At 38.5% G+C, this 13,418-nt stretch carries 9 protein-coding genes and 6 tRNA genes; 7 read left to right on the forward strand and 8 right to left on the reverse strand.

The window, feature by feature from the left end; translation table 11 throughout:
• Nucleotides 1–1,355: 1,355 nt before the first annotated feature.
• The 7 genes from UNSWCS_RS01495 to UNSWCS_RS01525 all read right to left on the reverse strand — a co-directional run bounded on the left by UNSWCS_RS01495 (nucleotide 1,356) and on the right by UNSWCS_RS01525 (nucleotide 3,060).
• Nucleotides 1,356–1,440, reverse strand: a tRNA-Leu gene (locus tag UNSWCS_RS01495).
• A gap of 14 nt (nucleotides 1,441–1,454) precedes the next feature.
• Nucleotides 1,455–1,531 (reverse strand) — tRNA-Arg (locus UNSWCS_RS01500).
• Between the two features lie 15 nt (nucleotides 1,532–1,546).
• Nucleotides 1,547–1,623: transfer RNA gene (locus tag UNSWCS_RS01505), tRNA-Arg, on the reverse strand.
• 6 nt (nucleotides 1,624–1,629) lie between these two features.
• A tRNA-His gene (locus UNSWCS_RS01510) sits at nucleotides 1,630–1,706 on the reverse strand.
• Nucleotides 1,707–1,715: 9 nt separating this feature from the next.
• Nucleotides 1,716–1,793 (reverse strand) — tRNA-Pro (locus UNSWCS_RS01515).
• Between the two features lie 164 nt (nucleotides 1,794–1,957).
• A complete protein-coding gene (locus UNSWCS_RS01520; RefSeq protein WP_021087022.1) occupies nucleotides 1,958–2,428 on the reverse strand; it encodes a hypothetical protein in 471 nt (156 codons plus the stop codon).
• Nucleotides 2,429–2,556: 128 nt separating this feature from the next.
• On the reverse strand, nucleotides 2,557–3,060 hold the full coding sequence (locus UNSWCS_RS01525) for a type II secretion system protein (protein ID WP_021087003.1): 504 nt from the start codon (nucleotides 3,058–3,060) through the stop codon (nucleotides 2,557–2,559).
• Nucleotides 3,061–3,210: 150 nt separating this feature from the next.
• On the opposite strand from UNSWCS_RS01525, the gene UNSWCS_RS01530 reads away from it, so the two are divergent.
• Nucleotides 3,211–4,074: a cytochrome-c peroxidase gene (locus UNSWCS_RS01530; RefSeq protein WP_021087060.1), complete on the forward strand. Its 864-nt coding sequence runs from the start codon at nucleotides 3,211–3,213 to the stop codon at nucleotides 4,072–4,074.
• Nucleotides 4,067–6,484: a GGDEF domain-containing phosphodiesterase gene (locus UNSWCS_RS01535; RefSeq protein ID WP_021087100.1), complete on the forward strand. Its 2,418-nt coding sequence runs from the start codon at nucleotides 4,067–4,069 to the stop codon at nucleotides 6,482–6,484. The genes UNSWCS_RS01530 and UNSWCS_RS01535 overlap by 8 nt, the downstream gene beginning before the upstream one ends.
• 210 nt (nucleotides 6,485–6,694) lie before the next feature.
• Here UNSWCS_RS01535 and UNSWCS_RS01540 read toward each other — a convergent pair.
• Nucleotides 6,695–6,769, reverse strand: a tRNA-Glu gene (locus UNSWCS_RS01540).
• A 65-nt stretch (nucleotides 6,770–6,834) separates the two neighbouring features.
• Here UNSWCS_RS01540 and UNSWCS_RS01545 point away from each other — a divergent pair.
• From UNSWCS_RS01545 to UNSWCS_RS01565, 5 genes are read left to right on the forward strand one after another with little or no spacing between them, the layout of a single operon-like run.
• Complete coding sequence (locus UNSWCS_RS01545) at nucleotides 6,835–7,305, forward strand: hypothetical protein (protein ID WP_021087028.1); 471 nt, start codon at nucleotides 6,835–6,837, stop codon at nucleotides 7,303–7,305.
• Complete coding sequence (nfo, locus tag UNSWCS_RS01550; RefSeq protein WP_021087094.1) at nucleotides 7,302–8,153, forward strand: deoxyribonuclease IV; 852 nt, start codon at nucleotides 7,302–7,304, stop codon at nucleotides 8,151–8,153. The genes UNSWCS_RS01545 and nfo overlap by 4 nt, the downstream gene beginning before the upstream one ends.
• A complete protein-coding gene (locus UNSWCS_RS01555) occupies nucleotides 8,150–9,403 on the forward strand; it encodes an OmpP1/FadL family transporter (RefSeq protein ID WP_021087101.1) in 1,254 nt (417 codons plus the stop codon). Before nfo ends, UNSWCS_RS01555 begins: the two co-directional genes overlap by 4 nt.
• An 8-nt stretch (nucleotides 9,404–9,411) precedes the next feature.
• A complete protein-coding gene (locus UNSWCS_RS01560; protein WP_021087093.1) occupies nucleotides 9,412–11,079 on the forward strand; it encodes a fatty acid--CoA ligase in 1,668 nt (555 codons plus the stop codon).
• Nucleotides 11,079–12,812, forward strand: a complete 1,734-nt coding sequence (locus UNSWCS_RS01565) for an ATP-binding protein (RefSeq protein WP_021087106.1) — start codon at nucleotides 11,079–11,081, stop codon at nucleotides 12,810–12,812. The genes UNSWCS_RS01560 and UNSWCS_RS01565 overlap by 1 nt, the downstream gene beginning before the upstream one ends.
• Nucleotides 12,813–13,418 lie beyond the last annotated feature (606 nt).

A 13,418-nucleotide genomic window follows, 5' to 3' on the forward strand; every position in this document is an offset into this window, starting at 1 on the left:
CATGCTACTAAGTTTTTTCGTTAAATTTAATTAGAGCAGAGCAATCAACCAACTCCATTATCGCTAGCTCTTAAAACACTGCCGCCAGCTCAAGGCAACCATTTTTCTAACAGCCCAAATTTATAATTAACTCTGTTTTTACTCTTTAAATTTAGCTCAAGATATAAAATTTGGCTCCTGAGATAGTTAAATTTGGTCGTAAATTCTATGTTATTAAAAATTTTGATGAGAATACATCAACTATAACCAACTGTGTTGTCGATAGCCACAAGCAATGCCCCCGCACATAATATCAGCATTTTCTAGTAGTTTAAATTTATTACTTCTTTTTGTAAATTTACCCTGTTTTATCTTTTTAAATTTAGCTCACGAAATGGTTAAATTTAGGCGTAAATTTCTATTTATAGTTAAACTAGTAAGCGCATATCAAACGTAACTATCCACCATTATCACGATCTATCAAGGCATTGAGAACATAAACCATAAAAAAGCATCTTTTCTGATAGCTCAAATTTAGCGCTTTCGTTGTAAATTTGATCTCTTTTTTAAGTATCGTAGCTTCTAAAATTTAAACCACAGCAAACAAATTTAGCCATAAATTTCTATCTCATTTGGTTTTGTAGTTAAATTTAGTGGGCATATCAACCACAACCAACTTTATGCTACATTGATAAACCTTGCCATTATACAACCCATAAAAAGCCGTCTTTACCCGATAATTTTACCGCCCACCTTTCAAATTTGGCTTATTTTATTATTTGAAATCACAGCGTCCAAATTTTTAAATTTAAACCCAAAAAACTAGATTTAGCCCTAAAATTTTATGTTTTTAGACTTTACGACTAATTGCCACAAACCGCACAAGAATATGCTTATCTAATAGTTCAAATAGACTACCTCTATTGTATTTTAAGCATCGCGTCCTTAACGTTTTTAAATTTTATGCCCAAAATGACTAAATTTAGCCCCCCCTAGATTTTTAAAATTTGCGCTCAAATTTAGCAATAGTGCCTAGTCTGCAACCAACCGATCTTTCTATCCCCCACTGATCGATCTTGTTTAAGCCAAAAGCGCGTTATTAAACTCATCAAAAATGGCTCAAAATAGCTCATCAAGCCGACCAACACGCGTCTTTAAGCGTTACTAAAAACGGCAGTTTCAACACACTACCGCACTTGCTCTAGGTTTTTATTATCTATTTGTTTCTAATGGCGTAAGAATTTGATCTATAAATTTTATAAATTTAATGCAGATCGTTTGATAAATGAAAATTTCTACTAAATTTTAAATAAGCAAATTTGATAAATTCAAATGAAAATTGAGTTTTTTGGGGATTTTAAAAAGATTTAAAAAGATGGTGCGGATGAGAGGACTTGAACCTCCACGCCGTGGGGCACCAGATCCTAAGTCTGGCGTGTCTGCCAATTTCACCACATCCGCACAACAATAATAAGTGGTACGCCCATCAGGATTCGAACCTGAGGCCTACGGCTTAGAAGGCCGTTGCTCTATCCAGCTGAGCTATGAGCGCATAAAGTCTTTTAAGTGGCGCGCCCGATAGGAGTCGAACCCATAACCTACAGATCCGAAGTCTGTCGCTCTATCCAATTGAGCTACGAGCGCCCAAAATGGGGTGAGTGATGGGAATCGAACCCACGACCCTCAGGACCACAATCTGATGCTCTAACCGACTGAGCTACACTCACCATTTAACATGGTCGGGGTGAAAGGATTCGAACCTTCGGCCCTCTGGTCCCAAACCAGATGCGCTAACCAGACTGCGCTACACCCCGCCTGAGTCGTGTTTGTAAGTTTATGCCACTACCTCATTAAAAAGTCGCATTGTATCTAAAAATGTTATTGTTGTCAAGAAAAAATTAGTTTTGGACTTTATTTTTATAAATTTTCAAGAATTAAGTGTAAATTTCAGACTTTAAAGCTTTTGGTAAAAATCTAGCTAAAAAACGATTCGAGCAGCACTAAAGCTGATATGAGCTGGCAATGCTCCTTGTGCTGGCTTTATCATGGTCTGACTAAAGCGCTTAAATTCTGGAGCTTCCCAAAGCTTTTTACATAAGCCTTGCTCGCTGATATCTACTCCCAAGCAGCTTTGGTCTGCAACAAAGAATTTTAATGAAATACACCTTTCATTTTTGGCAAAAAAGCCAAGATCACCAGAGCTATCCACAACCCCAGCATTTGTCATCTCTTTAAATTTAACTTTATTGTTTGTAGTATCAAGGGCTAGTTTGCCTTGTGATATATAGTAGGCATTTATCTCTTCTATAGCAGTTCTAATCTCCGCCATAGTCTTTACTAAGACCGCATCATCTCTTGTAGCGCTGATCCTTGGGATAGCGACCGCGGCTAATACTCCAATGACAACTATAATGAGAATTAGTTCGATCATAGTAAAAGCTTTTTTCATTACTTCATCCTTGAATTTGAAGTTGCGAGATTATAGCTAGAATTTTTATAAATGAAAAATAAATTTTGAAATTAAGTTAAAAAAGAGTGGCAAGGAATTTCCTTGCCAAGAATTTTGAGTTTGAAAAATTAGAAAGCTACGCTAAGACCACTAACTGGGTACTCGCCAGCATCACTTGTTTGCTCTGTTGCAGCTGTACCAGCAGCTGCATTAGCAGCTAAGCCATTCCATTTAAATGTATTTTTAAGTAGCTTATCTACACCGCTATTTTTATAAATCGCAGTGCAAATACTTTCTGTCTTATCGTCACCTTGTTCTACTTTTACGTTTGCAGGTTTATTTGTCGTTGCATTATAGTTCGTTAAAGTAACTTTCAAGCATTTTTTGCCAGCTGCTAATAACTCATTGGCATTAGTTAAAGGCACATTTGTCATTTCTGATAAGGTAGCAAATTTACCTTGAGAAGTATAATAAGCGCCAACATCGCTTAGCAAAGTAGATAAGTTTGTAGCAGCTTTAGCAACTTCTGCATCATCCCTTGTTGCAGCTAGTCTTGGTATAGCGACTGCGGCTAATATACCCAAAATAACGATCACGAAGATCAACTCGATCATTGTAAAACCTTTTTTCATGGTTCCTCCTTGAAATTTGTGTAATTCTTCTCAGATTATACAACATTTTTTTCAAAAGGCAAATAAAAACTAAATTTTTTACAATTTAGCCGATTTGGTAGTTATGAAAAAGAATTCCGCTATAATGACGCTTAAGAATATGGAGATTTTATGAAAAAAGTTTTATTTTGGATGGTAGTATCTTTTTGTATTTTGAGCGCAAATTCATCATTTGAGCCAGTGCTTTCATCAAAATATGACGAAAAACAAGCCTACATCGGTAAAAAGCTCTTTTTTGACAAAAGACTAAGCACCACTGAAAACTACTCATGCGAAACTTGCCACAACTTATACTGGAATTTAAGCGGTACAAACTCATCTTACACCAGCCAAAAGGGCGTCATAAACCCGCCTAGCGTGCTAAATTCGGCTTTAAATTTTCTATTTTTTACTGATGGCAGAGTAAGAAGCTTAAAAGATCAAGTAAAAGAGTCGATAAATTCTAGAAATGAGCTAAATTCAAACAAAGATGAGATAGTAAAAAAGGTAAAAAGCATAGGCGAGTATGGGATTTTGTTTAATGACGCATACGATGATGGCATAAACTACGAAAATATAGTAGATGCTTTGGTGGAATTTGAAAAGGCGGTTTTGAGCATTGATTCACCATTTGATGAGTATCTAGCTGGCAATGATGACTCCATAAATGCTGAGGCAAAAAAGGGCTTTGAGCTCTTTAATAAAATAGGCTGTGTGGCATGCCACAATGGTAGAAATTTAGGTGGGAATTTGATGCAAAACGTGGGCTTAAAGGATGCTAGTGAGAGCAGGCGCCTTATGCGTGTGCCTTCGCTTAGAAATGTAGCAAGAACAGCTCCATATCTAAGTAGTGGCGAAATGAGCGATCTAAAAGAGGTCATAGGCTTTGTGAGCTATCATCAGCTGATCCACACACTAAGTAGCGAAGAGCTGGAGCAAATTTATAAATTTTTGCAAACACTAAATGGACGCAGACCTAGGATACTAAATGAATAAAAGACAAGCAAATATCATCTTAATCGTCCTAGCAATTATCTTTTGCTTTAGCTCAACCTACATCTACATGGCAAATAGAGCAGTTACTGCTGTTAGTAAATTTAATGATACGATCTTAAGTCTTATCTTACTAGATAATGAGCTAAGCTTCACCCTAGAGAACAACGTACTTCGCTTAAACTACGACGATGTAAATAAAAATTTAAGAAGTTTTGATCAAAATTTAACCAAGCTTGATGAGCTAAACGCGATCATACAGGTCTTTTACCAAGAGAAAAATGCCAAAACTTTAAAGGTCATAAACGACGACTTTTTAAAAAAACAAAGGCTTGTAGATAGGTCAAACTACGCTAGCTCGTCAATGGCTGCTTATATCTTATCAGGTGAGTTTGAAATAGCATCAGAGAAGAAGCTAGATGCGCTTAATGTGATATTTCACGCGATAAAAAGCTCAGCCCTAATCAGCCCCGAAACGCTAAATCAAACAAAAGAGCAGATAGAAAAGTATAAAGATACTTACAAAAACGACACAAAAGCGATCTTGGTGCTAAACAAGGCAACTTATGCGCTTGAATTTGCAAAAAACCTAAGTGCCGTAGCTCAAGACTCTGTTGATCTAAAACTTGGAGAAACACTAAGAAAATTTAGAGATGATACCCTAGCCTCTTACAAAATAATGATACGAAATATAGTAATAATGCAAGTGCTTTGTTTTATCAGTTTTGTGTTATTTTGCGCTTTAACTTTTTATCAAGCAAGGGTACTAACCAAGCAGTTAAAACAGATAAAACTTCTAAAAACGACAGTGGATGCTGGACACAGCTCGATAGTCTTTTGCGACAATGACAATAAAATTTTATATGTAAATAAAACCTTTGAGGCAAAAAGTGGATATAAACTAAAAGACGTTATCGGAAAAAGCCCTAAAATTTTAAAATCAAATATGCACCCAGAGAGCTTTTATGCTGAGATAAGAAATGCCATAAATAAGCATACTTCTTGGGAAAGCGACGAGCTGATAAGCAGAACAAAAAGTGGCAAACTGCTCTATGAAAAGGTGCGTTTTGCGCCATTTTTCTTTGAGGGCAAGCTAGAGGGCTACATGGCTATAAAGCTTGATAGGACAAAAGAGCTTAGCATGCTTAAAGAGCTAACTCAAAAAAATGAGCAGATAAAAATTCAATCCTCAATCGACAAGCTAACTGGCTTTGGAAACTATTTTGCTCTGACTGAGATGATAGAGGCGAAAAAAGATGGAATTGTGATCAGCATAAGCATCAAAAACTACAAGATGCTAAGATTTTTCTACCAAACAAAGGTTATTGACGCTATGTTAAAAGCGGTGGCAAATACACTAAAACTCTGTGTTGATACCTACTCTATAAATGCTGAGCTATTTAGATTTCAAGATGATGCGTTTTACATCTGTTATCAAGGCGATGACATCGTTAGAGATATCGGCTTTATAAAAGAGTATTTTAACTTTAGCAGGATGAACATCGAGATAGATGGTAAATTTGAAAACCTACCTGGTATCAAGATAACTCTTGGCGTATCTTTATCAAATGACACACCGCAAACAAATCGTCTAATGCAGTCAATCCTAGCTAATCAACAAGCAAGTGATAGCGGCAACGAAATCTACTACTATCTCGAAAACGACGCGATCGAGATGAGATACTATAAAAACCAACTCATAACCGAACTCATCGAGTATGCCCTAGAAAACGACAAGGTGATAGTCGAGTGTCAGGGAATTTTTAACGTGCATGAAAATGAGACAGAGGCAAAATACTACGAAGTTTTGGTGCGTATAGTCGATCAAAACGGCAAGATCCGCTACCCAGGCGAGTTTTTAGAGATCGCAATGAAAACGCAACTTTATCTTCAGATAACAAAAAAAGTGATCGCCCTAGCCTTTGATCTAGTGAAAAAATATCCAGACTATACATTTTCTATCAACCTCTCAAGCTCAGATCTAACTGATCCTGGTGTTAGAGAAATTTTAGATGAAAAGCTAGAGAGCTGCCCAGATCCTAGTAGAGTTTGCTTTGAGATGCTAGAGAGCGAAGAGCTTAGCGACTACGGCATGGCAAATGAATTTATAAAAAGAGCTAAAAAATATGGATGTAAAATCTCAATCGACGACTTTGGCTCTGGCTACTCAAACTACTACCGAATTTTAGAGCTTGATATAGATAACATCAAGATAGATGGCTCGATCATCAAAAAGCTACCAACCGATGAAAACGCAAGGGTTTTGGTCGAGACTATCGTGAGCTTTGCTAGAAGACAAGGCTATAAGATAGTGGCTGAGTTTGTGAGCAATGAAGAAATTTTAGAATATATAAAGAAATTTGGAATTTCGTATGCACAGGGATTTTTACTAGGCAAGCCACATCAGATGTAAATTTCGCAGTTAATTTAGAGCCACTTAAAGGGCTAAATTTAACTGCTTTTTGCTTTTATACTCGCGCGAAATCTCTTTTTTAAATTTTACTAGACGTGAAATTTGATCTTTTTTACAAAACGAAAATTTAAGAATTTATTTTTAAAAGGCTTGAAATTTGGATTAACTAGATTTTAAAGCTTATGTGGATAAGATTTTGTCTTTTAGAAGTGGTGACCCATACGAGACTCGAACTCGTGTTACCGCCGTGAAAGGGCGATGTCCTAACCGCTAGACGAATGGGCCACGGTCGGTTATGAAGTTGGGATTATATTACTTTTTAACTTAAATTTACATAAAAGGACAAATCATTGAAGAAATTTTCACTTGTTTTATTATCTGCTCTCATTTTTTCAGGCTGTGTTGCGACTAAAACACCGCAAAGCTCGCAAGCTTTTCAGGTCACTTTATTTTCTCCGATGATAAAGATAAATGATGTTGGATTTTTTCATACATACAAAAATGATCTAAATTTGCAAATTTATAGCTCTGGCGTAAATACCGCAAATATCAATATAAAGGACAAAATTTGCGTAAATAGCGCTTGTTTTAAAAAGACTGAATTTAACGAGAAATTTTTTCTAGCGCCGCATTACGAGAGCCTTTTTGAAGAGATTTTGCAAAGGCAAAAAATTTATGACGGCAAAGGTCTAAGCACCACAGAGTGCGGCTTTAGACAAGATCTAAGTTCTTATTTTATAAAATACGAAGTTTGCGATAACTACGTCAAATTTATCGACAGCAAAAATAAAATAAAAGTGATAATAAAAGAGTTAAAATGAGATACATAGGGGCTCACGTAAGTGCGGCTGGAGGCGTCTTTAACGCACCGATAAATGCTGCAAAAATAGGAGCAAATGCCTTTGCGCTTTTTACAAAAAACCAGCGCCAATGGAGCGCAAAAGAGCTAAGCGAGGGCGAAATAGAGCAGTTTAAAGCAAATTTAAAGGCCTCTGGCATAAGCGCTGATCACGTCTTGCCACACGCAAGCTACCTCATAAATCTAGGCCATCCAGAAAAAGAGGCAAGAGCTAAATCCCTTGAAGCCTTTATCGATGAGATAGAGCGAGCTAGCAAGCTTGGACTAAAGCTTTTAAATTTTCACCCAGGCTCACACCTAAAGCAGATAAGCCAAAACGAGTGCCTAGATAACATCGCTAGGTGCATAAACGAAGCGCTAAAACGAACAAGCGGCGTAAAGCTTGTCATCGAAAACACAGCCGCACAAGGCTCAAATTTAGGCTTTGACTTTACGCAGCTGGCGTATTTGACCCAGAGAGCAGACGATGAGAGCAGAGTTGGCGTTTGCATCGATACTTGCCACGCATTTGCCGCTGGGTACGATCTAAGAAGCAAAGAGGCTTACGCTAAGACGATGGGCGAATTTGATGCGATCATCGGCTACAAATTTCTATCTGGCATGCACCTAAATGACGCTAAATTTGGACTTGGCTCAAAAAAAGACAGACACGAGAGCCTTGGCAAGGGCGAGCTTGGGCTTGGCGCTTTTGAAAATATAATAAATGATGATAAAATAGGCGAAATTCCCTTGATTTTAGAGACGATTGACGAGAGTATTTGGGAAGATGAGATCAAAATTTTAAGAAACCTAGAAAAGGAAAAGCTATGAAAAGAGTGCTTTTAAGCATTGTTGCGACGTGTTCTTTATTAAATGCTGGGGGTTATAAGGTCCCTGAGCAAAGTGCTGACTCTTTAGGGCTTGCTGCTAGTAACGTAGCCTTTAGTTTTGGGGCTGATGCGGCTTATTTTAACCCTGCAAATATGATGTTTTTAGACGGGCTTCACCATTTTGAAAGCACGCTTGGTTGGTTTCATATAAATTCCATCGACTTTAAAAGCGATGATGGCAAAAGCTACAGCTCAAAGAAATTTGACTCGCTAGCTGGCACATTTAGCTTTGTAACGCCAGAAATTTATGAAAACTGGAGATTTGGACTAGCCCTTGCCGTGCCTGCTGCCGTTGGCATCTCGTGGGAGGATCCAGCTACTGCTTTTACTGGCAAGAGATTTAAACTGCAAGTTGTCGAGCTAAATCCAACCGTGGCTTACCGCATAAATGATAAGCTTGCCGTTGCTCTGGGCGCTAGAGGCGTTTATAGCAAGGGTAAGATAGCAAGCGACTTTGGAGGTTTTGGCTACAGAGAGATACAAGGCGATGGGATAAACTACGGTTACAACGTCGCTCTTACATATAGACCAATTGAAGACCTTAGCCTAGCTGTAACATATCGCTCAAAGGTTGATATGGAGCTAAAAGGTAGCACCGACGCTGACTTTAACGGACAGCTTGCACCTATAAGCTATCACGGCAAAACTAGCGTCAAGATCCCTTTACCTGCTCAGCTAGTGCTTGCAGCTGGATATAAATTTAGCGATTTTACACTTTTGCTAGCATTTGAGAGGACTTACTGGTCTAAATTTAAAGATTATGACTTTGAATTTGGCGATAAGACAGCAGCTCACACGAGTTCTCCGCTTAGCGGATACTTTAAGTCATTTATGGACGATCCAGTCGTTAAAAACGCAAAGGATACAAACACATATAGGATAGGTCTTGCCTACGATGTCAATGAAAAACTTAGGCTAATGGCTGGCTTTTCATATGATGAAGATATAACTAGCAGCGAGCATACTGGCTTGGAGCTTCCAAACACCACTTCTCAAGCTTACACGGCTGGAGTGAATTATAAATTTACACCAAATTTAGAGGTAGGGCTTGGCTATGTATATCAGCACCGTGATAAAAAGCGTGCAACAGATATAAAAAATGGCACTCGCAATGGCATGGGCTCAATGTCAGGAGAATTTGAAACTGGCAAGATACAGATAGTTGCAACAACATTTAAATACTCTTTCTAGGGCTAAAAATGCAATACTCTTATAATAATTTTTATGAAATTTTGACCAAAGTAGCAAAAGAAAGTCCAAACCAGATAGCGATCTTTGATGAAAAAGAGAAGCTAAAATACCACGAACTAAAACAAAACGTCGATAAAGTGGCGGCTTACTTGCAGCTTTGTGGGGTAAATTTTGGCGACAAAGTGGCTATGGCGGTGGCAAATTCGAAAGAATTTATCATCTCATACCTTGCTATCACGGCTATCGGAGCGGTCGCGGTGCCGATGAACACCTTTTTAAAGACAAATGAGTTTGAGTATATATTAAACGACTGCGGCGCAAGGGTGCTCTTTGCCTCCAGCTCGCTTGCAAAGGAGCTAATAGCACTTAACGAGCTTGAAATTTTAAGAAAGATCATCTGGATCGGTCAAACGCCTAAAAAGCTTCAAAGCGCCTCAAAAGACGACTATGTAAGCTTCGATGAGGAGTATGGCGAGAGTGCCTATCTATCTTCAACTCCACAAATTTCAAAAGAGGATATGAGCAAGGGCTATGAAAATAACGGCGTTGTAAAAAATGTAAATTTCAGCGAAGCGCTAAATCACAAATACACCCTAAGCATCACAAAATACCCTAAAATAGACGATCTCATGCACATCATCTACACCTCAGGCACCACAGGCAAGCCAAAGGGTGCGATGATAAGCTATAAAAATATCTTCTCAAACGTCATCGGCGCTCACGAGCGTTTTAAGGTTAAAAAAAGCGATAGATTTATCGTATTTTTACCGATGTTTCATAGCTTTACGCTCACAGCGATGGTGCTTTTACCGATATATGCGGGCGCTTCGATGGTGCTTGTAAGATCAGTCTTTCCATTTTCAAATGTGCTAAAGCAGACGCTGCTTAAAAGAGTCACTGTATTTTTGGGTATCCCAGCCATCTATACAGCCATTGGCAAGGCAAAAATTCCTTGGTATTTTAGATGGTTTAACCGCATAAGGCTATTTGTAAGTGGTGCTGCTCCGCTTGCTAAGCAAACGATTGATGATTTTAGAGTGAAATTCCCGCGCGCGACGCTCGTTGAAGGATACGGCCTTAGCGAATGCTCGCCAGTCGTAGCGGCAAATTTATTTGACAAGCAAAAGCTTCTAAGCGTAGGCCCTGCGCTAAATGGCTATGAGGTCAAGATCGTAGATGATGAGATGATAGAGCTACCAGTCGGCCAGATCGGCGAGATCATCGTAAAAGGCGACTGCGTCATGCAAGGCTACTACGGCATGCCAGGCGTGACTGATGAGACCATCATAAATGGCTGGCTAAAGACTGGGGACCTTGGCAAGATCGATGAAGAGGGCTTTATCTACATTGTTGATCGCAAAAAGGACCTCATCATATCAAAGGGTATAAACATCTATCCGCGTGAGATCGAAGAGGTCATATATAAACTTGAAGCCGTCGAGGCTACAGCAGTCATCGGCGTAAAAGATGTGCACGCAGACGAAGAGGTCGTCGCTTTCATACAGGTGAAAGATGGCATGGATCTTGATGAAAAGACGGTTAGAGAGCATCTAAAGAAAAATTTAGCAAATTTCAAAATTCCAAAAAGCATCTATTTTGCCGAGGAGCTGCCTAGAAACGCCACTGGCAAGGTGCTAAAACGCGTGCTAAAAGAGCAGATAAAGGATAAAATTTAGTGAAGTATTTGCTTGATTTTCTAAACCAAGACCTCAAAAAAAGTAAAATTTACGAGCTTATAAAGTGCGGCGATGAAGAGGGAGAAATTTTAAAATACCTAAGCAAAGCCTACGTGCAAGGAACGGCTAGCATGAGCGTTTTTGAGCTACTTGGAGCTGTTTTTGGCACGCAAAATGACAAGCAGCTTTTATATCTTAAATTTATAAAAAATTTGCTGGGTAGCGGCTGGATAGTGCAAAACTACAGCCTCTTTAAAATGCCAGAGAGCCCGCAAAAAAGCTCAAGCCAAGGGCTACTTTCACTACTTCACTCTGAAATTTCACTCTCAAGCACTTTTTTAAAGATCCTTGAGGATGGCAACGCTGATATAAATTTGCCAGAGCTTGCGCCTTATGAAGATCATTTGGAGTATTTAAAAGATCAGTTTTTAAAGATAGAGCTTTACTCAAAGGCTGCGATATTTGAAGGTGGCTCAAATGACGCTAAAAAGCGCATAAATGAGCAAATTTCTGAGCTAACAAAACGCATAAATGAGCGTGTAAAACTAAGTAAGATCAGCCTAAAGATAGAGCAAATTTTTAAAGAAAACTCACTTGATGAAAAAGAGCAGATCATCTTTTTAGCCCTTTTAAAAGAGGAGTATGCGGGCGACTTTGAAAACGGCCGCGACCTAAACACGCTAGTTGGGCTAATAAGCAAAGATGAACTTGAACGCATCAAAAATCGCACACTTTTAGAGGATGGCTCAAGGCTCATAGAGAGCGCACTTATCGACTATGACGAGGTTTTAAACGCTTATGGCAACGTAAGCAAGAGCTTTTTTATAAACGAAGAAATTTTGCAAAGCATAATGCACCCAAAAAATGACAAAAACAGCAAGAAAATCAAGATCGAAAGCTTGGTAAAAGAGCAAGAAATTTTTGAGCTAATAGAGCCAGTGACGAGCCTAGAAGACGTCGTGCTAAATGAAAAGACAAAGCAGCTTTTAAGCACGATACTAAAGCAAGTCGATAAAAAAGTGCTCGCTAGACTTAGCAGCTGGGGCATAAAAACTAGGAAAAATATAGACGCTAAGATCATCTTTTACGGCGAGCCTGGCACTGGTAAAACGATGAGCGCCGTTGGGCTTGCTAAGAGCCTAAAGAAGCAAATTTTAAGCTTTGACTGCTCAAAAATTTTAAGCAAATATGTCGGCGAGAGCGAGCAAAATGTAAGGAAAATTTTTGACACCTACAAAGAAATTTGCAAAAAAAGTGGCAGCGAGCCGGTGCTCTTGCTAAACGAGGCCGATCAATTTTTAAGCACGAGGGTGGAGAGCTCAAGCGGGGCTGAAAAGATGCATAATCAAATGCAAAATATCTTCTTAGAGCAGATCGAGCGCTTTGAAGGCGTGCTGATCGCTACGACAAATTTCTTACAAAGCCTTGACGTGGCGTTTTCTAGAAGATTTGACTACAAGATCGAGTTTAAAAAGCCTGATTATAACGGCAGGCTTGCTATTTGGCGTAAAATTTTGCCTGAAAATGCAAGCTTTGAAGATGGCTTTAGCGTAGAAAGGCTGGCTGAGTTTAACCTAAGTGGTGCGCAGATCGTCCTTGCGCTAAAAAATACCGCATTGAAAGTGGCGATAAAAGATGATGGGATTTTTACCTTTGAGGACTTCAAAACCACGATAGAGCGCGAGCTAAACTCAAGCTTTGGCGAGGATAAAAAGATGGGATTTGGCTCTTAGCTTTTCCCTTAATTTATAAATTTGACTTTGCGCTACACAAAACCGCTGGTTTGATAATAAATTTGCTTTACTCAATAAAATTTAGAAGAGTTTTGCCGATAAAATCACGGAAAACACGGGTTAAATTTAAGCTTTAGCGAGAAAAAAGCTTTACTTTTGGCTTTTAAAGTATCTTGCAGGCTTTACGTCATCACAAAGACAAAAGCGCGAATATCAAATTTGCCTTTATAGTCAAATTTACACAAAGCCTACCACTAAAGTTATAGAAAACGCAAACAATTTTAATCTTTGGCAAAAGTAAAAAGAGATTTTTCTCTTTGGCTTTTTTAAATATACGCTTTGCGTCACAAAGCAAAGTCTAAAATATTGGCGCTTGCAAAACTAAATATGAAATTTTTTACAATTAAATTTTAGCAAAAGCTACGATAAGATATATGCCCCTCATAGGCTCTTTGCATAAATTTAACTCGCTTGCTTGTTTTAAATTTTAAAATTTTATCCACTCTGCAACTCCAGTTTAGGCAGATAAATTTTTACATAAGCTGTTTTATCGCTTTTTTGCCTATTGCGGGCTTTTTCATTAAAGCAGATGACTGTGGGTCAAAG

The sequence above is a fragment of the Campylobacter concisus UNSWCS genome (assembly GCF_000466685.1).
Taxonomy (GTDB): Bacteria; Campylobacterota; Campylobacteria; order Campylobacterales; family Campylobacteraceae; genus Campylobacter_A; species Campylobacter_A concisus_A.

Bases quoted from the DNA above. Each gene is read 5' to 3' on its own strand.
- UNSWCS_RS01525 (WP_021087003.1), bottom strand. From the start codon at position 3,060: ATGAAAAAAGGTTTTACAATGATCGAGTTGATCTTCGTGATCGTTATT.
- UNSWCS_RS01520 (WP_021087022.1), bottom strand. From the start codon at position 2,428: ATGAAAAAAGCTTTTACTATGATCGAACTAATTCTCATTATAGTTGTC.
- UNSWCS_RS01555 (WP_021087101.1), top strand. From the start codon at position 8,150: ATGAAAAGAGTGCTTTTAAGCATTGTTGCGACGTGTTCTTTATTAAAT.
- UNSWCS_RS01530 (WP_021087060.1), top strand. From the start codon at position 3,211: ATGAAAAAAGTTTTATTTTGGATGGTAGTATCTTTTTGTATTTTGAGC.
- nfo (WP_021087094.1), top strand. From the start codon at position 7,302: ATGAGATACATAGGGGCTCACGTAAGTGCGGCTGGAGGCGTCTTTAAC.
- UNSWCS_RS01560 (WP_021087093.1), top strand. From the start codon at position 9,412: ATGCAATACTCTTATAATAATTTTTATGAAATTTTGACCAAAGTAGCA.
- UNSWCS_RS01535 (WP_021087100.1), top strand. From the start codon at position 4,067: ATGAATAAAAGACAAGCAAATATCATCTTAATCGTCCTAGCAATTATC.